A 19,954-nucleotide genomic window follows, 5' to 3' on the forward strand; every position below is an offset into this window, starting at 1 on the left:
GCGGTCGGCCCCGCCGCGGAGATCGCGACGAGAGACACGAGCCGCCCGGGGTCGTGATGCTGGGCAAAAGTCCATTCAGTCTCTATAACAATCCAGATGGACTGTTAAAATAGGAGGAATGAGCGAAGCAGTGGAAATCGGAGCCGGCCGGGCGGGCCGCCGGGAGTGGGCGGCCCTGGCCGCGCTGGTCAGCGTGGTGCTACTGCTCGCCATCGATGGGACCGTGCTCTATCTCGCGGTACCGGCGCTGACAGCCGATATCCGGCCCAGCGCCACACAGCTGCTGTGGATCGGCGATATCTACGGGTTCGTCCTGGCCGGGCTGCTCATCACCATGGGCAATCTCGCCGACCGGATCGGGCGCAAACGTCTTCTGCTGATCGGCGCGGGCGCGTTCGGCGCCGCCTCCGTTCTCGCCGCCCTGGCGCCGAACGCCGAAACCCTCATCGCCGCGCGAGCGCTGCTCGGGGTGGCCGGGGCGACGCTGATGCCGTCGACCCTGTCCATCGTGCGTGCCGTATTCACCGATCCGCGGCAGCGGACGACTGCGATCGCCGTATGGTCGGCCGGCGCCACCGCCGGCGCGGCGGCGGGACCGTTGGTCGGCGGTCTGCTGCTCGAACATTTCTGGTGGGGTTCGGTATTCCTCATCAATGTGCCGGTCATGGCCGTCGTCCTGGTGGCGGGCGCGCTCCTGTTGCCGGAATCCCGCGGTACCGCGGCACACGCGGTGGACTGGTTGTCCTCGGTGCTGTCGATCGTCACCATCGTGCCGCTGGTCTACGCGGTGAAGCACTGGGCCGGAACCGGGCTCGACGCGACGGTTGCGGTGGCGGCGCTGATCGGCGCGGCCGGCGGCCTGCTCTTCCTGCGCAGACAGTCGCGATTGGCGCTGCCGCTGGTGGATATCTCGCTGTTCCGGATGCCCGCGTTCAGCGGTGCCGTGCTGTCCACCGCGCTGTCGATCTTCGCATTCCTCGGGCTGCTGTTCTTCTTCTCCCAGTACCTGCAACTCGTCCGCGGGTACGGCCCACTGCGGGCCGGGCTGGCCGAGCTGCCGACGACACTGGCCGCCCTGGCCGTGATCGCCGTAGTCGGCCTCCTGGTGGCCCGGTTCGGGGCCGGGCGGACGATCGGCGGCGCGCTGCTGGTGGCCGCCGCCGGTCTCGCCGGGGTCGGCTGGGCCGCTACCTCGTCCGGTTTCTGGACTCTCGGGATCGCGCTGGCGGTGCTGGGACTCGGTGTCGGCGTGGCCATGACGCTGTCGACGGACGCGGTGGTCACCGCGGTGCCGAAGGAGCGGGCGGGCGCCGCCGCCTCTATTGCCGAGACCGCTTACGAAATGGGCGGCGCACTGGGTATCGCGGTGCTGGGTTCGATCCAGCTGGCACAGTACCGCGCGAATCTGGAACTCGGGCCCGGCGCAGACCCGGACGTGGCCGCCGCGGCCCGGGATTCGCTCGCGGGCGCGGCGGGGGTCGCGGGCGATTCCGATATCTTCACCCGTGCGGCACACGCCTTCACCACCGCGCTGCAGTCCACGTCGTATCTCGCGGCGGCCCTGCTCGTGGTCGCGGGAATACTGGCCTGGCGCGTCATCCCGTCGCACCGACCGGCCGCGGACAAGGAGCAGGGGCAGCATGAGCCGGTCTGACCAAGGCCTCACCCGAGACAAGGAACGCACCCGGCTGGCCGTGCTCGAGGCCGCGGAACGGATGTTCGCCGAACGCGGCGGCCGGGTGAGCCTGAGTGGTATCGCCGCGGCCGCGGGCGTCACGAAGGGCGGTCTCATGCACCACTTCCCGAACCGGGACGCACTGCTGGCCGGGGTCACCGAACATCTGATCGCGAAAGTGTGGGCCGAGATACACGAGTGCATCGACCTGTCCGAGAACCGGCCCGGGAAGTTCACTCGCGGATACGTCCGCGCCCTGACCAGCGGTAGCGAATCGGTCGCGCGGGCGTTCAGCCCGACCGGCCTGGTCGTGACCCTGGGTACCGTCTCCGGCCTCGAGCAACTCTTCGCCGAGGACGCGCGGCGGCTGGACGAGGCGTTCGACGCCGACGGTCTCGCACCCGGGACGACGTCGGTGATCCGCTTCGCGGCCGAGGGGCTGGCCACCGCCGTCCACAGTCCCTATCTCGCCGCCGACCGGCTCGAATCGGCACGCGCCCAACTGCTCACCATGACCGAGACCGCGGCGCCGGGCAACGGGTAACTCCAGCAGGAACGCGCGGTTCATAACGTACCCGGGTGCGACTGATCGGCGGGCCGTGGAGCGCAGCGGCGGGCCGGCACTGCGCGGACGGACGGTCGGGCAGCCACTCGTCCGCTGGTCGTGCTTCCGGTCGTCGGCCACTCCTGCGCCGCCGCGTTCACCATCGCGGCGGTGGTCATCGCGATCTCGGCGGTTCCGGCGTACGCCGCCGCCCGGGCCCGAGCGGGATGTGACATTCCCCGATAGGTCCGCCGGGCCGGTCGACAGCACTGCCGGCGTGCGTGTCGTCCCGCGCTCAGACCGCGCGGCCGGTGCGCTGCTGGAGTTCGTCGATCAGCTGTGAGGCCTGCGCCTTGGTCAGCCCCTCCGGCACCTGCTGCCCGGCTTCCTGGGCCAGGGTGTGCAGATAGGACTCCTGCGGGCCGGTCATCGGCTCGTCACCGGTGGTCCACTGGTCCCGGTCCTTCTCCGGCTGCTGCTGCACCATTACCGCTCCTCTCCACGAGTGTTCTGAGGCCGCGTACCCGGATCACGCCGCTTCAACCAGTGCCGCCACGGCGGCACGTCCGCGATGCGGCGGCATCCCGCGGGCGACGAGGTCGCGGCGATGCGCACGTCCTATCCGATCCGAACACACCTGCCGGTGGTGGTCCGGCCGTCGCCCGGTGCGGGCCGCCGACCGCCCCGACCCCGTACGTTCACCGTCGGAGCACCGGCACTGGGAACATCACCGGTCGCTGCCGACGGCTGTTGCGGTAGTGTCCGCGTCCTGCCGTCGCCCGAACCACCGAGTGTGAGGTTGCTCTTCCAGATGACGAATATCGACGACGACCGGGTACGGCGCGAATTCGCATTGCAGGTGTTCGGGCATATGCGCGCGGCCGGTGTCACCGATGTCAGCTACGACACCGACGAATTCGCCGTCCGGTACGACGGCGGCGCCGCCGTCCTGCATCTCGGGAACCTCTTCACGGAGACGCGTGAACGATCGCCGGAGGAGACGCGGGAATGGCTGGCACGGATCGTGCCCGCGCTGGTGACGCCCGCGGCGCCACCCGAGAGCTGGGAAGAGGTACGCCCGCTGCTGCGGCCGGTGCTGCGGCCGTCGACCTATGCGCTCGCGGACGAGGGTTCGCGGATACGGCGGCCGATCTTCCCGTTCGTGGACGAGCTGCTGGCCATCGACTATCCGGATGTCATCGGTTTTCCGGACGAGACGAAGCTCGCCGGATGGGGCGTGACGGCGGAAGAAGCGTTGACGGTGGCCCGGGAGAACCTGGCCGCGGTGGTGCCGGTGGCGGAACTACCGAGCGACGGCATCGTGAAGATTACGGTCGACGAGGCGGAATACCTGTCGTCGTGGATTCTGGTGCCGGATTGGCTGCTCGTCTCGACGACGAACTTCGAGCATCCGCCGGTCGCGTTCATTCCGGATCAGCGGAGCCTACTGATCGTTCCCGGCGACCCGGAGCTCTTGTCCGAGGCCTTCGAAACGGCCGAACAGGAGTACCGGGAGGCGGCACGGCCGCTGTCGCCCCAGGGTTACACCCTCGACGAATCCGGCCTGGTGATCCCCCTCGACCGGGTGACCACCGCGAACGACGCCGAGGTCGCTCGGGCGCGCGCGGTGCTGGCCGGTGCCGAATACAACGCCCAGCAGCAGTGGCTCGAGGAGCACTACCGGGACGACCTGGAGGCGATCTACGTGAGCAGCCTGATGGTGGCCGAACGCGGAGACCGTATCCATACCGTCACGGTCTGGGGCGAGGGTGTCGACGCCGCCCTGCCGGTGGCCGATTTCCTCGCGTTCGCCACCGACGACGAACAGACCCTCATGGTGCCGTTCGATACCGCCGTCGATCTCACCGGTATCGCCCCGATGCCCGGCATCCACCCGCCGCGCTACCGCGCCGGCGAATGGCCCGATCCCGCGGTGTTCGAACGTCTCGCCGAGGCCGCGGTCGCGTTCTGACAGCGGGGCCCCCGGGCGGCAGCCGCGGGATCGGCCCGCCGACACCGGCTCACTCGACCCGGAGTTCGGAACGGATCACGTTCTTCAGTACCTTGCCGACTTTCGAGCGCGGTAGATCCGGCCAGATCTCCACCTGCTTGGGGGCTTTGACGCTGCCGATGCGCTGCTTGACGAACGAGATCAGTTCGTCGGCGGTCACCGTATGCCCCGGACGTAGGCGCACCACCGCGGTGATCCGTTCACCCCATTTCTCGTCGGGCAGGCCTACCACCGCACTCTCCGCCACCGCGGCGTGCGCGAGGACGGCTTGCTCGACTTCGGCGGAGTAGACATTGAATCCACCGGTGATGATCATGTCCTTGGCGCGGTCGACGACGTAGAGGAAATTGTCCTCGTCCAGATAACCGATATCACCGGTGTGGTGCCAGCCGTATGCGCTGACTTCCGCTGTCGCGACGGGGTTCTCGTGGTATCCGTCCATCACCAGCGGGCCTCGCACCACGATCTCGCCACGCGCGCCGGGCGGCAGTATCGTGCCCCGCCCGTCCATGATGGCGACCGTTGTCAGTGGAGTGGGCCGACCGGCCGAGGCGAGACGCTCGATGGCGACCGAGCCGTCGGGCCGAAAATGATCGGCCGGGGCGAGAGTCGCGATCATATTCGGTGCCTCTGTCTGGCCGAACAACTGTCCCAGAACCGGGCCGATCCGCTCCAGTGCCTCCGCGAGCCGGGTCGGCGACATCGGCGCGGCGCCGTACCACAGACAGCGCAGCGACGACAGGTCGGTGCGATCGAGGTCGGGGTGATCAAGCAGACCGTAGATCACGGTCGGCGGCAGAAACGCGTGCGTGATCCGGTGTCGCGCGGCGAGGGCCAGGAATTGCCCGATATCGGGCGCCGGCATGATGACGACCTCACCGCCCAGGCCGAGAATCGGGAAGGTGAGCACGCCCGCCGAATGGGTGAGCGGCGCGAGGGCGAGGTAGCGCGGGCGGTCGCCGAACGGATAGCTCATCAGCGCCAGCGCGGTCGAGGTCATCATATTGAGTTCGGTCAGCCGCACGCCCTTCGGCCGGCCGGTGGTCCCGCCGGTTCCGGCGAGCATGCACAGCCCGTCCCCCGGGCGCCGGCGGGTGTCGGGTTCGGCGCGGTGCGCGGCCAGCCACGTCTCGAACGCGACCGCGCCCTCGGCGTCGCCGTCCAGACAGACCAGCCACTCCAGCCGCGGCAGGTGGTCGCGAATACGGGCCACCAGGCCGGCGAAGCTCTTCTGGAAGAAGAGCAGCCGGCAGCCGAACAGTTCGAAGAGCTGACGGTTCTCCTCGGCCTCGTTGCGCGGGTTGACCGGGCACCACACCGCGCCGGCGCGCGATATACCGAAAACACAGGTCAGAGCGAGCGGATCGTTGGCCGACAGGACCGCGACCCGGTCCCCGGCCGCGATCCCGGTGTGCTGCAGGGCGCCGGCGACGGCGACCGAATCGTCGTACACCTCGCCGTAGGTGCGTGTTGTTGCGCCGGAGGTGAGGCAGGGGGCCTCGCGGCCGAGCGAGACCCCCTTGTCGAGATAGTCCGCGAGTCGCATCGACGGCCTCAGCGGTGCACCGTGACGATGGGATCGAGGACCAGCCCGAACGCGCGGAGCGTGCCGAGCAGTTCCCGATGCCCGAATGCCCGGCAGCTCGAGGCGAATCCGGTCACTCGCGGGGGCTCCTGCAACAGGGCGGCCGCGGCGTGGGCGTTGAGCAGCGCGGTCTGCTTGTAGTTGCAGTTGCCGTGGATCAGGCAGTGCGCCCGGCCCAACGGCCCGGAGGCGTACACCGAGTCGAGTGAGGTGTTGATCCGCGGATTCTCCCGCGGCGGCATCTCGCTGCGGATGGCGGCGGACTGTTCGTCGATGATGCGGTACTTCTCCGCCGCCGACTTACCGTCCATCTGCGCCAGGGCCGCCGCCACCAGCTGCGGCACACCGAGCATCAGCGGACGGTTCATGACGCCGCCGAGCGCACGCACATTCGCGACCCGTGGATCGTTCTTGAACCACACCGGATGCGAGGTACCGCCCCACGGCAGAGCCAGGCCCAGTTCGTGCTGTCCCGGCACCACTACCTGGTAGAGCCCTTCGTCGACCGGCCATTCCACGTACTCGTTCTGTTCGAGGTAGTAGGCCTCGGCGAAAGCGGCATTGGTGAGAATCGTATTGGTGGAGGCGACGGTCGGGTGCCCCTTCCAGAACACCTCGATATCGAGGGTGTCCAGGCCGGGATTCTCCAGGCAGATATTGGCCGCGATCTCACCGATGGTGTACATCTGCGCCAGGCCGGGGGTGAGCAGTAGGCCGCGGGAGGCGAAATCGGCGCTGTAGCGTTCCTGGGCGTCGATCATCCAGTTCTGCTCACCGTTGGTATCGGTGTAGTGCGTGCCGATCTCCAGGCACGCCTCGACCACCGGATGCCCGTACCGGGCGAACGGACCGACCGTATTGAGCACGACCCGCGCGCCCCGGAACGCGTCGGCCAGGGCGGCGCTCGTGTGCTCGACCTCGACGATCTCGTGGTCCACGGTGTCGATACCGGGTACCGCGTCGACCGCGGCCTTCAGCCGCGCGTGGTCACGGCCGGCGGCCAGGAAGGGAATGCCGTACTCGCGTAGGTATTCACAGATCAGCCGGCCGGTGTAGCCGGACGCGCCGTAGACGACGACCTGTTTGTCGGTAGCCATGGTGGGGTTCTCTCCTCGTCTTCGGGTGGGAAGTGGGCGGTAGTTGGGACCGGGCTGTCGCTACATGCCCATTCCCCCGTCGACAGGCAGCCCGGCACCGGTGATGAACTTCGCCGCGTCGGAGGCGAGGAATACGACCGCGTCGGCCATATCGTCGACCTGGCCCAGCCGGCCCAAGGGGGTGAGTTCGGCGACCGCTTGCGCCGCGGCCTCCGGGGAGGGGAACAATCCCAGCTCCGCGCAGTCGACCGCGAGTTTGTTCCCCATCGCGGTGGGGGTCAGGGCGGGATAGATCGAGTTGACGCGCACGCCGTAGCCGAGCTTCCCCGATTCCGCGGCGGCCACCCTGGTCAGCCGGTCGATACCCGATTTGGTGGCCGAGTAGACGCTGATCCCGGGAAACGCGATCGTCGCGGCGACCGACGCGATGTTCACCACGGCCCCGCCACGCCCGGCGGCCCCGCCCGGCCGCATGGCCCGGAAAGCGTGTTTGATACCGAGCGCGGTCCCGAGCAGATTGACATCGAGCATGGTGCGGGCCTGGTCGGGATCGAGATCGGCCAGCAGGCTGGTGACCTCCACGCCCGCGTTGTTGACAACGATGTCCAGCCCGCCCAGCGCGCCGACGGCCGTGGTGACCGCGCGTTCCCACGCGGCGTCGTCGGTGACGTCCAGCGAGACGAATTCGGCCCGGCTCCCCTGCGCCCGCAGTTTCTCGACCATCGTGCGGCCGCCGTCGGCGTCGATATCGGCGATCGCCACCGCCGCGCCGGCCTCGGCCAACGCTTGGGCCATCCCCGCACCCAGCCCGCGCGCGCCCCCGGTGACCAGCGCAGCCCGTCCGCCCAGGTCGTAACTTGTCATATCCGTTCCTCTCTCGAAAGCAGCCGAGATTGTGATCTGAACCACAACAACGACGTGGTGTGTCGGGAGACACAGTAGGGCGAAATCTTGACAGTCGTCAAGAAAAATCTTGACAGTCGTCCAAAGATCGGAAGTCGTCGTACGCTTACACTCAGGAAGCCGGGCAGGCGAGATCCGAACCGAGAAGAATGCAAACGAGTGACACAGGCCGCTGATCCCAGATCCCGTATAGACGAGCGCGCTCGCGACAAGTTCGCGGCGAAGCGCACCGAGCTGGCGCTCGCCACCCTGCACACGCTCGCCGAGCGTGGCTACGCCCATACGAGCCTGCGGGAGATCGCGCAGAACTCCGAATACTCCCACGGTGTCCTGCACTACTACTTCCGCGACAAGATCGATCTGCTCGTCCATGCAGTCCGGCAGTACGAGGCGGTCTGCGTAACCCGCTACGACGATGTCATCGCCTCCGCGCACGACGCCCACGAACTGCGCACCGAGTTCATCGCCACGTTCTCGGCCACACTGGTGGCCGACGCCACCATCCACCGGCTCTGGTACGACCTCCGCAACCAGAGCCTGTTCGACGATTCGTTCCGCGAGGATGTACTCGAGATCGAGGCCCGCCGCGAAGACATGATCTGGCGGGTCGTCTCCCGCTATTGCGAACACCGGGGCAGCGCCCCCACTCTCACGCCCGCCGTCGCGTACACGACCATCGACGGGATCTTCCAGCGCGCGCTGCTGCACCGGCTGGCCGGGCGTACCGGCGGCGCCGAAACCGTACGCGATCAGCTGGATTCGGTATTCGACCTGCTGGGCGCAGCGTAGCAACGAAGCTGTGCGGCGCCGAGCGCGCTGCTACATCAACGTGAGCCACCCCGCCGGCGTGATACACACCGCGCAGGTCCAGCAGTCGTTCCTCGCCCACCCTCCGGGGGAGAGCCGCGGGTTCCCCCCGCTCGGGCACTTACACTCCCGATCATGAGTAGCTGGGTACTTCCCGCCTTCCTGGGGTTGGGCCTCGCGGCCGCCTGTGGGTTCCGGACTTTCCTGCCGTTGCTGGTACTCGGCGCCGCCGCGCATTTCGGTGTCCTCGGCCTGGATCTCAACGAGTCCTTCGCCTGGATCGGCTCGACCGGGGCGCTGCTCACGTTGTCGGTGGCGGCCGCTGCCGAGATACTGGGCGATCTCATTCCGTTCATCGACAACATGTTGTCGCTCATCGGCAATGTCAGCGGACCGATCGCGGGAGCGATAGCCGCCGGGTCGGTATTCGAGGCGGCGGATCCGGCCACCGCGGCGATCGCGGGAATCATTGTCGGCGCCCCGACCGCGCTCACCTTCAGCGCGACCCAGACCGGTGTCCGCGCGGCCAGCACTGCCACGACGGGCGGCATAGCGAATCCGGTGGTGTCGGTCGTCGAGGACGTGCTGGCATTCGTTCTGGTCGCCTTGGCGATAGTGCTGCCGTTGCTGGTGCCGATCGTGCTGGGCGCGTTGCTGTTCGTCGCCTGGCGCGCGGTGCGCAGATTCCGCAGCCGGAAATCGGCGTCCGCGCGGCCGGTCGTGGCGCCACCCGCGCGATCGAGGTAGACCCGCGGTCCGCAGCCGGTCGCCGCGGGGCCGGGAACGTTTCACTCCGAAGGCTTTCGAGCCGGAGCCGAGGCAGGCCGATGCCGGCTGCTCCGCGTACCCAGGGAAAAGAAGTTGGTACAGAAACGTCCGGTTGATAGCCTCCCCGGGTCCGTGACATCGCGCGAGGAGGTGAGACCCATCAACGCTGTATCCATTGGGTGCTCCCACTCCTCCTCACGGCCGGGCGATTGACGTAGGTGCCGCCGGGAGCGCCGCCGACCAGGCATCCCGAAAGGCAAAACCTATGCGTTCTACGCACTTCAGCGCCGAGACCTCGTCGAACGGCATCCGCGAGCGGGACTTCACCGTGGGCGATGTCCCCGGCGTACTCTTCTCGCCGGAGTCCGGCTCCGTTCCCGCGCCACTGATACTGATGGCGCACGGCGGCGGTCGGCACAAGCACGCCCCGGGCATCACTGGACGCGCGCACCGCTTCGTGACAGGGGGCGGTTTCCACGTCGCCGCCCTCGACGCACCCGGCCACGGCGACCGGCCCCGGACCCCGGTTTTCGAGCAGCACATCGCGGCCCTCCGCCGGGCCCAGGCCGATCGCGAGCCCATCGGATCGATCGTTGCCGCGCTACACACCCATCTGGCCGAATACGCCGTACCGGAGTGGCGGGCGACCTTGGACGCCCTGCAGCAGCTACCCGAGGTCGGTGCCGCGGCCGACTTCTGGGGCATCATGCAGGGCACCGGGATCGGGGTGCCGTTGACAGCGGCCGAACCCCGGATCACCGCGGCGGTATTCGGGTCCCTCGGACAGGAATCCCGCACCGAGGCGGCGGCGGATCACCGTCCCGGTCGAATTCCTCCTCCGGTGGGACGACGAGCTGGTCGAGCGCCGAGCCGCTCTCGCATTGTTCGAGGCTTTCGGCTCGAAGGAAAAGTCTCTGCACGCCAACGCGGGTGCGCATGCCGCGGTGCCCCGATTCGAGGTCGAGAGCGCGCTCGCGTTCTTCCTCCGCCACCTCGGACGGGCCGGAACACCACGGCCCTGACGCCGCCGGGATCGGCGACCGCCGAGGTCAGGAGTCGGAATCCGGCAGGTCCTCGGTGGGAATGTACCGGTTCAATTGTTCGGGATCGAGGTCGGGCTCGAGATCGGGCTCGAGATCGGGCTCGGCCTCGGTGACCACACCGTCGGCGAGCATGTGCAGGACCCACTGCGCCTTGCCGTTGTTCTTGGCGCGGTACAGACCCGTGTCGGCGGCGTCGATCAGGGTTTCGGCCTGGCCGCTCTGCACGGTGGTCAGCACGGCGCCGATACTGGCAGAAACCTGGACCCGGTGACTGTTGGTGGTCACCGGGTCGGTCAGGGCGCCCAGCAGACTGTCCGCCACCCGGCCCATCTTCCAGGCATCCACCGGCGGGGGCACCAATGCGACGAATTCGTCGCCGCCGATCCGGGCCACCAGGCAGTCCATATCCTGCACACTCGTGTGCAGGCGGTCGGCGACAGCGGTGAGCACCCGGTCGCCGGTGCCGTGACCGTACCGGTCGTTGATGTGTTTGAAGCGGTCCAGGTCCACGAAACACAAACCGATCTGTTCGTGACCCCCCGCCTCGTTCATCACGGTGTCGAGCCGCTCCAGCAACTGACGCCGGTTGGGTAGACCGGTGAGCGGATCGTGCCGGGCCTGGCGGTGTAGTTCCTGGCGCATGCGGTGCTGTTCGGTGACATCCTCGCCCACCGCCAGCAGGTAGTTCGGGTGGCCCGCCACACCCTCGACGAAGGTGATGGAGAAGGAGGCCCACCCATAACTGCCATCGACGCGGCCGATCTGCTGTTCCAGTTTCACCGTGCCCCCGCGCTTGGGCACCAGCTTTTCGTAGACGAGTCTACGAATCCGCTCCCGATCCTCGGGATGGGCGAATTCGTATACCGAGATACCGCGGAGCTCGTCGACCGGGACGCCGATCATATCGGCGAGCTTCTGGTTGGCGTCGAGTAGAACGCCGTTGGTGTCGCCGACGGCGATGGCCACGGCCGCGTTCTCGAACACCACCCGGTAACGCGCGTTGGACTGCCGGGTCGGCTCGGCCTGTTCGGCGTGGTGGGCGGCAAACCGCTGCTGCCGGTGCATTCCGTACCCCTCGCCCAGTTTGGCGAGGAGTACGGACATACGCGTCACGGTCGCCGGGTCGGCGTCCGGTCCGACGAGGCGCCAAAGGATGGGCGCCGAGACGGCCGGCACATCGTCGACGCCCACCTCCACAGTGGCCAGGGCCGCGCCGACCCTGGCGCCCGCGGTGGGGTCGAACTGTGTCGAGACGAGGGCCTTCGCCAGATCGTCGACCAGCCAGTGCAAAAACTGGTCGGCATCCGGGTCGGACGGGGCGGAGTCGCCGGACGCCCGCAGTACCCGAGACCACGAGCGAACCAGTTCAGCGTGCCCCGACTCGTCCATCACACCCCTTTGTCATCCACTGCCCGACATCACCGCAGCCACCACGTCACCCCTGCCGGGCATCACCGCCCCGGCTGAGGCCATCCTTCCCTATCAGGCCGCATCGTTGCCACTCGGCAGGGCGTTGTTCTCGGCAAAGATGCCCACACCCTTGTACCGGGTCGTCATGACCTGCCACACCCAGGTGGCCTGGACACAGCCCTCCAGGTCGGCGAGATGGGTCCGGACCGGCCCCGCCAGGCCGCTGTCGGCCATACCGGGTTCGGCGCAGCGCGCCGTGAGCGCGGCGTGCAATCCGCGGAACTCGGTGAGCCGGTCGCGGACCACGCCGGCGGCGGCGTAGACGGCATCGGCCAGTGTTGCCCGCGGATCGTTCAGGAAGCACACCGGTATCAGATTGAAATCGGAGCGGTCGACTATGCACTCCTTCTCGAAGGAGAACATATCGTTCATCAAGGCGCCGATCTCGGCCGTCACCACCCGTAATCGGCGCAGATCATCCGCGCGCCCCGCAGCGGCCAAACGCTCCTGATCGAGGTAGCTGTCGCGCCCGAATTCGCACAGGGCGATGGCCGGGTACATACCCGACACCTGGGCCCGGAGATCAATGTATTCGTCCGTGGTCAGCAGGTCACGGCGGGACCGGGCGTTCTGGTCCCGGATCGCGGTGCGCAGATGCTCGACGGTCGACTCCAGGAACAGCTCGAGCCACTGCTCGTCCGCGTCCTGGGTATGGAGCCGGGAGAGGAACTCGACCGTCGCCGTTTCGATCGGCGAGGCGTCGTCCGGCACGGTCCGCGATTCGAGCAGGCGGCACAGCCGATCGAGTTCGGTTCGCGCTCGGTGCTGTTCGTTTCCGGACAGGTGCCCGAACTTCTCGCGGCCCACAGTGTCGTTGAGCCAGAACAGGATCGCGTTGAACAAGCCGATGGTGGTCAGCCGGTCCGCGCTGATCGGGAACGGATGTAGATACGGCGTCATGCTGTTGTAATGCGCGCCGCCCGGCTCCAGCCAGATACCCTGGGCGCGGCAGTATTTCTCCACGTCCGCGCAGGAACGAGCACCGAATTGACTCGGCCTGAACTCCCTGCTGTATTCTGCGATATCGCAGTCGGGCGTGCTGAACAGTTCCTGTAACGACCAGGGCCTGTCCGCGTGCACCCGAATGTCCCGTTGTGCGCGCATATCCGCGATTCTCCGCTCGAGTGCCGATGTGTATCGAGAAGCCATGACGCTCTCCTCCCGCATGATCCAAACCCTTCCAGCTTGGTACACAGCGGCGTTCGTGTCACCCCATCGGTGTTCTTACACACAGGATCTCGCCCCGAGCGGTCTCACTGTGACGCGGTCCCCTGCCCCCCGGTCAGCCTCGATAGACCTCGACATAGGCGTTGGTCGCAACCGCGACGACACCGGGACCCGTTCCCGTACAACCCGTGGTGACGCGCTGACCCACCGGCGTGAAGGGGTAGCTGATCGCCGCGTACGGGCCGACGGTGTACAGCGGGAACGGCCCACTGGCGTAGAGGCCGACGCAATCGATATGTAGAACGTAGTTGCTGCCTCCGTCGGGTCCGCAGGTCGCCGACGCGCCGAACAGGTCTCGCTCGACGACGCAGTCCTGCGGCGCGGCCGCGGCGGTGCCGGAACCGACGACCGCCGCGAAGGCCAGACCCGAAACCCCCGCGGCCGCAAGACGCGCGGCAGTGAGAATCTTCTGTTTCATGTGGACTCCTCTCGGAAGAACTTCGGCCGGGAGCGAGTCCACGTTACTGCGCCGGAGATCCGGCCCACTGTGCCGCGAGATCGTGCGGCCTGTCGGGCCGGACGGGCTCAGCTCGGAGCGGCGGGTGTGGCACACCGGTGACCGCTCTGGAAGCCAGCTTTCCCGGCGCTGTCACCGAATGCCGCCACCTGTACCGGATGTCCGTCGTCGTCGGTGCGGGACGAGGCCGGTTCCCGTTCTTGTTCGGCGACCGCGACGCATTCGGCCCGGGAGAAGCGGCGCAGCGGCGTGCCGCTCCGGGCGTCGGCACGGTGGGTCCAGGTCGCGACGCCCCGGCCGTCGACCAGCATGGCTCGTTCACCGGCGACCGAGAGGCCGCGGTGAGCCCGGTCGATGATCCGGCCGCGGTCGTGGTAGCCGAGGATCGCATTGTCGAACGCGGGCAGGAACCGCACCGGGGCGGGCGTGTCCGGGTCGGGGCGTGGTGCGTCCGGGAGGTCGAGGAGTTCGCGGCCCTGCTCGTCGTTATCCCGGGACCTATCGGTCAGAAGTCGAAGCCACCACCATCGAACCCGCCGCCGTCGGAACCACCCCAGTCGCCTCCGTCGCCGCCCCACTCGTCGTGGCCGCCGTCCGGCCCGCCGTAGTCCTGCCCTCCGGCGGTGAGTCCGTCCGCATAGCCCTCCCCGAAGCCCTGTTCGAAACCTTCGGCGCCGTAACCCACGCCGGACATCCCGGAGAACAGCGACGTGAACAGCAGGGCCGAGCCCACTCCCCAGGCACCGGCCACCATAGCCGGTTTCCACCAGGGCTCGGAATACCAGCCGGCCGGGACGGGCCGGCCCGCGACGCGCCCGCCCGGGTAGTAGTTCGGCGTCCCGGCCGAAGGACGCGGAGACGCGGCGATCCGGCGGTTGTCGAAGTCGATCACCCGGTCTTCGCTGACCTCGCCCGCGGTCGACTGCCCCGCCAACTCGGGTACGGCGGGGCCGGGATCCATCTCCATGGCGGTCCGGGCAGCCCGGATGTAATAGAGCCCTTCCACCGCGGTCTGTTTCGCCAGCCGCGCCTGAACCGGGGTTCTGGCCTGGTCGACCTGCGAGCCCGCCGCGGTGTGACGTTCCGCGGCGTCGGCGAGCGCTTGCCGCGCGGCCGGGTTGCTCCCGGACAAGTGGTAGATCTGGCCGCCGAGGCGCTCGTTGACCTGACGGGCCTCGGCGAGCGCATCGGCCAGTTCGGTCGCCGCGCGCATGCTGCTCTGCCGGGATCGCCACACCAGGATCGATGCCACCAGCACGACCGCCACCGCGATCAGTAGCCACTCCATGGTCACGCACTCCTCTGGTCGGCGGAGCAGTGTGCCGACCAGCGTACCCGCCGGGCCGCGGCCCACAGCTCCACCCAATGGACCGCACACCGCGACAGTCGATCATTCGGAGCCCCGCGGCCGCGGTGTGGCCGGCAGGCCGACCCCGGGAGCGCGGCGGTGGTGGGGTCGAGCCGTTCCAGGAACGGCTCGACCGACCGGACCGCGGATCCGGGTAACTCGACACGCGACCGGGCGGCGGACCAACGCCTCAGGTCGGCGTCGAGCTCCCGCGCGCGATGTAGCCGGTCAGGTCTGCACTGGTTACCGGCACCGCCGGATCGTATGCGGCGCGGGTACGGCCGCACCGCCGTACCCGCGCCGCGATGGCGGGTGCCCGCAGGCCCGCGGCGACGGACGGGCAGAATATGCCCGGTGAGCGCAACCTTGCAGGCCGGCGGGCTGTCGGCCGGACACGCCGAACGGACTCTGTTCGCCGATCTCGATTTCACTCTCGCACCCGGCGATGTGGTCGGCCTGGTCGGCGTCAACGGTGCCGGCAAATCGACGCTGTTGCGTATGCTCGCCGACGGCACGCCGGACGAGGGCACGATCACCCTGAGCCCGCCGGATGCCACCGTCGGCTATCTGGCCCAGGAACCCGAACGGATCGACGGCGAGACCGTGCTCGGCTTCCTCGCGCGCCGCACCGGTGTCGCGGATGCCCAGCGGGTCATGGACGCGGCGGCCGAACACCTCGGCGAAGGTGGCGCCGACGAATACTCTCCCGCCCTCGAACGCTGGCTCGCACTCGGTGGGGCCGACCTCGAGCAGCGCGCCGCGGAGATCGCCGCCGAACTCGGGCTCACCGGCAACCTCGCGGGCGGACTGGAGACGCCGATGACCGGCCTATCCGGTGGGCAGGCGGCCCGCGTCGGTCTGGCCTCGGTCCTGCTGTCGCGCTTCGATATCCTGCTGCTCGACGAACCCACCAACGACCTCGATCTCGACGGTCTCGAACGTCTCGAACGCTTCGTCACCGGGGTCCGCACCCCACTGATGATCATCAGCCACGACCGGGAGTTCCTGACCCGCACCGTGAACAGTGTGCTCGAACTCGATCTCGCCCAGCAGCAGATCGGCTTCTACGCCGGCGGCTACGATGCCTACCTGGCCGAGCGCGAGATCGCGCGCCGGCACGCCCGTGCGGCCCACGACGAATTCGCGGCTACCAGGGCCGGACTGGAAGCCCGGGCGCAGAGGCAACGCAACTGGCTGGAACACGGTGTGCGCAACGCGCGCCGTAAGAGCAAGAACGACTCCGACAAGGCCGGCCGCAAGACACGGGCCGAAGCCACCGAGAAACAAGCCGCCAAAGCGCGCCAGACGCAACGCCGTATCGAACGGCTCGACGTGGTGGAGGAACCCCGCAAGGAGTGGGAGCTGCGGATGACGATCGCGACCGCGCCGCGCAGCGGTACCGTCGTCGCGACCGCCGGTGCTGCCACCGTCACGCGCGGTGCGTTCACGCTCGGGCCGGTGACCACCCGGATCGATTGGACCGACCGCATCGTCGTGTCCGGTGCGAACGGCTCCGGAAAATCCACTCTGCTCGCCCTGTTACTCGGTAAGCTCGCCCCCGAAACGGGCACGGCGGCATTGGGTTCCGGCGTACGGATCGGCGAGGTCGACCAGGCCCGCGGCCTGTTCCGGGGGGACGCCACGCTCGCGGCCACCTTCGGCGCGGCGATGCCCGATCGGCCGGATGCCGAGGTGCGCACGCTGCTCGCCAAGTTCGGTCTGCGGGGCCCACACGTCAACCGCGCCTGCGACACCCTGTCCCCTGGTGAGCGCACCCGGGCCGCCCTCGCACTGCTCCAGGCCCGCGGCGTGAACCTACTCGTCCTGGACGAGCCGACCAACCATCTCGATCTGCCCGCCATCGAACAACTGGAACAGGCCGTCGAATCGTTCACCGGCACACTCCTGCTGGTGACGCACGATCGGCGGATGCTGGACTCGGTGCGCGCGACCCGGCGCTGGCACCTCGCGGGCGGGCGACTCTTCGAAGAGTAGCGGCCGCCCTCAGCGTTACGGGTTCGTCGATCAGTTCGGACGGGGCCTCCCCCGATGTGAACGCGGCCACCGGGGCCGGCTCGTCACCGACCGATTCGTGCGTCTTCCCGCGCCCGCGGGCTCCTTCGGACGACCGCCGGTGAAGAACGGGAAGACCGCACCGACGATCCAAAGATCGTCGGTGCCGAGAACGATTCCCGTTCGGCGAGCGTGGACAGTCGGATCGGGGCTGGTTGATGATCGTCCACAGCGCCGAGGCCACACCCGCGCTGAGATCCCGGCTCTCTGGCCGCGGGTCCGCAGCGTTCGATTGATCCGGGTGAGCAGGTGGTACAGGTCGCGACTTCGACCGGCGTGCCGAGCGCGCCCGGTTGCCGGCACCGCGCGAGTCGCGGACGGTGCCGGCCGGCCGTGGCCGAACATTGCCGGCTCTATCGGCGGCGCTACCGGGAACAGCTGTTTTCGTGCGAATCGGTGGTGGATATCGCGGCTCCGGGCCGATGCCGCAGACTGATCGGTAATGGAACTGCCCACACTCCCCGACCTACCGATTCGTGACGTTCTCGATCATGTCGTCGAGACGCTCACCGAACGCGGGACCGCCGTGCTGGTCGCGCCGCCCGGCACCGGGAAGACGACCCTGGTCCCCCTGGCGCTGGCGCGGCGTGCCACCGGGCGGGTGGTCGTGGCCGAGCCGCGGCGGCTGGCGGCCCGGGCCGCGGCCGGACGGATGGCCGCGCTGCTGGGCGAGCAGGTGGGGGACACCGTCGGCTACTCGGTCCGAGGTGATCGGCGAGTGGGGCGGCAGACCCGGATCGAGGTCGTCACCTCCGGGTTGCTGGTCCGCCGGCTACAGGACGATCCCGAGTTGACGGGGGTCGAGGTGGTCGTGCTGGACGAATGCCACGAACGGCACCTCGACGCGGATCTGCTGCTGGCGTTGCTGCTGGACGCCCGGGCCGGATTGCGACCGGAGCTGCGGGTACTCGCGACCTCGGCGACCGTTGCCGCCGAACGTCTTTCGTCACTCCTCGACGGGAACCACACGGCGCCGGTCGTGCGGGTCCGGGGCCGCACCCATCCGGTGGACACGACCTATCTTCCGGCGTCGCCACGGGAGCGGAGCGAAGCACACGTCGCGCGGGCCACCCGCGCCGCGCTCGCCGCGACTGCGGGCGATGTCCTGGTCTTCCTGCCCGGCGCGGCAGAAATCCGCAGGGTGACAGCACTTCTGGGTGGCCTGGAAGGTGTCGATATCGTCCCGCTGCACGGCAGACTCCCGGCGGCGGCCCAGGACGCGGCATTACGGCCCGGGGCCCGGCGGCGGGTGGTGCTGGCCACCGCGGTGGCGGAATCGAGCCTGACGGTACCGGGGGTGCGGGCGGTGGTGGATTCGGGGCTCGCCCGCGTCCCGCGCATCGATCGGACCCGGGGCCTGTCCGGCCTGGCCACCGTACGGGTCTCGGCGGCGGTGGCCGAGCAGCGAGCCGGGCGGGCCGGACGGGAGGGGCCGGGGCACGTATGGCGATGCTGGCCCGAATACGAGCACGGCACGCTGCCCGCCTACTCGGAGCCGGAGATCCGGACGGCGGATCTGACCCGTCTGGCGCTGGAGCTGGCGTGCTGGGGCACCAGCGACGGGCAGGGCCTCACCTGGTGGGATGCGCCGCCGTCCGGTGGGTTGGCGGCCGGCCGGGAGGTATTGCGCGCCTTGGGGGCCGTCGGCACCGAGGGTACGGTGACCGACCGGGGGCGGCGCATGGCCCGGCTCGGACTGCATCCCCGGCTGGCGCGGGCATTGCTCGACGGCGCGGCCGTGGTCGGTCCGCGAGCGGCCGCGGAGGTCGTCGCCGTCCTCGACGACGACACCCACCTGTCCGGTGTCGATCTCGCGGCCGGGCTGCGGGCGCTGCGCCGTGAGCGGCCGGTGCGCTGGCGGCGAGAGGTGGAGCGGCTGTCCCGATCGGTCGAAGGGCCGGAGGGGGGCGACGATCCGGCGCTCATCGTCGCGCTGGCCTATCCGGAGCGGCTGGCCCGGCGACGCGGTGCGGGTTCGAGCAGTTATCTCATGGCCGGCGGTACCGCGGTGAGGCTGCCGCCCGGCTCCGGAACAGGCGATGCCGAATGGCTGGCGATCGGCGTCGCGACGCGCGATCCCGGGCGTGCCGAGGGGGTCGTACGGCTCGCCGCGGTCGCCGACGAACAGCTCGCCCGCCGAGCCGCCGCGAACCTGCTGACCAGCGTCGACGAGATAGATTGGGTCGACGGCGATATCGTCGCGCGGCGTATCGAGCGACTGGGCGCGATCACCCTGTCGGCCACCGCCGTTTCCGACCCTGATCGCCGATTGCTGGGCGCGGCGATACGGCGCGGGCTGAACTCGACCGGTCTCGGCCTCCTGTCCTGGAATCCCGACGCGATCGCCCTACGCCGGCGCCTCGATTTCCTGCACCGCACACTCGGTGCCCCGTGGCCGCCGGTCGACGACGAGTCACTGCTCGCTGCCGCGGATACCTGGCTCGGCCCCGAACTCGCCACCGCCCGCCGCCGCGCCGACCTCGAACGTATCGACACCGGCCAGGCACTGCGTCGCCTGCTGCCCTGGCCGGAAGCCGCCCGTCTGGACGAGCTGGCTCCCGAGCGGGCAGCGGTGCCCTCCGGCAGCCGCCCCCGCCTCGACTACTCGGCCGATCCGCCGGTACTCGCGATCAAGGTGCAGGAGGTCTTCGGCTGGACGGACACACCGCGCCTGGCCGACGGCCGGGTCCCGATCGTGCTCCATCTGCTCTCCCCCGCGCAGCGCCCGATCGCGGTGACCGCGGATCTCACCTCGTTCTGGCAGACCGGCTGGCCCGGGGTCCGCGCCGACCTGCGCGGCCGCTACCCCAAACATGCCTGGCCGGAAGACCCGGCCACCGTACCCGCCCACCGCGGCACCGCCCGCAATGCCGGCCGTGACCGGCCGGCGCCACCGCGCTGATCCACGCTCCGGCTGCCGGCCCCGACCCGCCGGCCGTGCTCTCC

The 19,954-nt window shown here is 69.2% G+C and carries 16 protein-coding genes; 7 read left to right on the top strand and 9 right to left on the bottom strand.

The genetic code is table 11. The features are described from left to right. Nucleotides 1–118 precede the first annotated feature (118 nt). The gene (locus ACQPYS_RS17825; RefSeq protein ID WP_433490238.1) at nucleotides 119–1,654 is read left to right on the top strand and encodes an MFS transporter; all 1,536 of its coding nucleotides are present in this window, start codon (nucleotides 119–121) and stop codon (nucleotides 1,652–1,654) included. Next, nucleotides 1,641–2,219 carry a TetR/AcrR family transcriptional regulator gene (locus ACQPYS_RS17830; protein WP_433490239.1) on the top strand — a complete coding sequence of 193 codons (579 nt, stop codon included), beginning with the start codon at nucleotides 1,641–1,643 and terminating at the stop codon, nucleotides 2,217–2,219. The genes ACQPYS_RS17825 and ACQPYS_RS17830 overlap by 14 nt, the downstream gene beginning before the upstream one ends. A 295-nt stretch (nucleotides 2,220–2,514) precedes the next feature. Here the strand turns inward: ACQPYS_RS17830 and ACQPYS_RS17835 are convergent, their stop codons facing one another. Further along, complete coding sequence (locus ACQPYS_RS17835) at nucleotides 2,515–2,706, bottom strand: DUF3072 domain-containing protein (protein ID WP_433490240.1); 192 nt, start codon at nucleotides 2,704–2,706, stop codon at nucleotides 2,515–2,517. A gap of 324 nt (nucleotides 2,707–3,030) precedes the next feature. On the opposite strand from ACQPYS_RS17835, the gene ACQPYS_RS17840 reads away from it, so the two are divergent. Then, nucleotides 3,031–4,191: a hypothetical protein gene (locus tag ACQPYS_RS17840; protein WP_433490241.1), complete on the top strand. Its 1,161-nt coding sequence runs from the start codon at nucleotides 3,031–3,033 to the stop codon at nucleotides 4,189–4,191. A 49-nt stretch (nucleotides 4,192–4,240) separates the two neighbouring features. Here the strand turns inward: ACQPYS_RS17840 and ACQPYS_RS17845 are convergent, their stop codons facing one another. Genes ACQPYS_RS17845 through ACQPYS_RS17855 form a run of 3 tightly spaced genes read right to left on the bottom strand, consistent with a single transcriptional unit; the run spans nucleotide 4,241 to nucleotide 7,776 of the window. Next, entirely contained in the window at nucleotides 4,241–5,776 is a 1,536-nt protein-coding gene (locus ACQPYS_RS17845; protein ID WP_433490242.1) for an acyl-CoA synthetase, read from the bottom strand. An 8-nt stretch (nucleotides 5,777–5,784) separates the two neighbouring features. Further along, complete coding sequence (locus tag ACQPYS_RS17850; protein ID WP_433490243.1) at nucleotides 5,785–6,912, bottom strand: DUF5938 domain-containing protein; 1,128 nt, start codon at nucleotides 6,910–6,912, stop codon at nucleotides 5,785–5,787. Nucleotides 6,913–6,972: 60 nt separating this feature from the next. Continuing rightward, entirely contained in the window at nucleotides 6,973–7,776 is an 804-nt protein-coding gene (locus ACQPYS_RS17855) for an SDR family NAD(P)-dependent oxidoreductase (RefSeq protein ID WP_431937648.1), read from the bottom strand. Between the two features lie 198 nt (nucleotides 7,777–7,974). Here ACQPYS_RS17855 and ACQPYS_RS17860 point away from each other — a divergent pair, with 198 nt between their 5' ends. Beyond that, nucleotides 7,975–8,604, top strand: coding sequence for a TetR/AcrR family transcriptional regulator (locus tag ACQPYS_RS17860; protein WP_063035103.1), 630 nt, complete (start codon nucleotides 7,975–7,977; stop codon nucleotides 8,602–8,604). A 153-nt stretch (nucleotides 8,605–8,757) separates the two neighbouring features. Beyond that, on the top strand, nucleotides 8,758–9,369 hold the full coding sequence (locus ACQPYS_RS17865) for a DUF4126 domain-containing protein (protein WP_063035104.1): 612 nt from the start codon (nucleotides 8,758–8,760) through the stop codon (nucleotides 9,367–9,369). A 1,070-nt stretch (nucleotides 9,370–10,439) separates the two neighbouring features. On the opposite strand, the gene ACQPYS_RS17870 is transcribed toward ACQPYS_RS17865, so the two are convergent. From ACQPYS_RS17870 to ACQPYS_RS17890, 5 genes are all read right to left on the bottom strand, one after another. Continuing rightward, a complete protein-coding gene (locus ACQPYS_RS17870; protein WP_433490244.1) occupies nucleotides 10,440–11,822 on the bottom strand; it encodes a diguanylate cyclase domain-containing protein in 1,383 nt (460 codons plus the stop codon). A 93-nt stretch (nucleotides 11,823–11,915) separates the two neighbouring features. Further along, nucleotides 11,916–13,007 (bottom strand): terpene synthase family protein, encoded by a 1,092-nt coding sequence (locus ACQPYS_RS17875; protein ID WP_433490245.1) that lies wholly within the window; start codon nucleotides 13,005–13,007, stop codon nucleotides 11,916–11,918. A 178-nt stretch (nucleotides 13,008–13,185) separates the two neighbouring features. Next, nucleotides 13,186–13,548, bottom strand: coding sequence for a hypothetical protein (locus ACQPYS_RS17880; RefSeq protein ID WP_063035107.1), 363 nt, complete (start codon nucleotides 13,546–13,548; stop codon nucleotides 13,186–13,188). A gap of 107 nt (nucleotides 13,549–13,655) precedes the next feature. After that, on the bottom strand, nucleotides 13,656–14,165 hold the full coding sequence (locus ACQPYS_RS17885; protein ID WP_433490246.1) for a DNA glycosylase AlkZ-like family protein: 510 nt from the start codon (nucleotides 14,163–14,165) through the stop codon (nucleotides 13,656–13,658). Next, on the bottom strand, nucleotides 14,093–14,875 hold the full coding sequence (locus ACQPYS_RS17890; protein WP_433493071.1) for a DUF1542 domain-containing protein: 783 nt from the start codon (nucleotides 14,873–14,875) through the stop codon (nucleotides 14,093–14,095). Before ACQPYS_RS17890 ends, ACQPYS_RS17885 begins: the two co-directional genes overlap by 73 nt. A gap of 414 nt (nucleotides 14,876–15,289) precedes the next feature. Between ACQPYS_RS17890 and ACQPYS_RS17895 the strand changes: the two genes are divergently transcribed. Then, nucleotides 15,290–16,930, top strand: coding sequence for an ABC-F family ATP-binding cassette domain-containing protein (locus ACQPYS_RS17895; RefSeq protein ID WP_433490247.1), 1,641 nt, complete (start codon nucleotides 15,290–15,292; stop codon nucleotides 16,928–16,930). A gap of 520 nt (nucleotides 16,931–17,450) precedes the next feature. After that, entirely contained in the window at nucleotides 17,451–19,910 is a 2,460-nt protein-coding gene (hrpB, locus tag ACQPYS_RS17900; RefSeq protein WP_433490248.1) for an ATP-dependent helicase HrpB, read from the top strand. Nucleotides 19,911–19,954: the final 44 nt, after the last annotated feature.

The sequence above is a fragment of the Nocardia grenadensis genome, assembly GCF_050942415.1.
Lineage (GTDB): Bacteria > Actinomycetota > Actinomycetes > Mycobacteriales > Mycobacteriaceae > Nocardia > Nocardia grenadensis.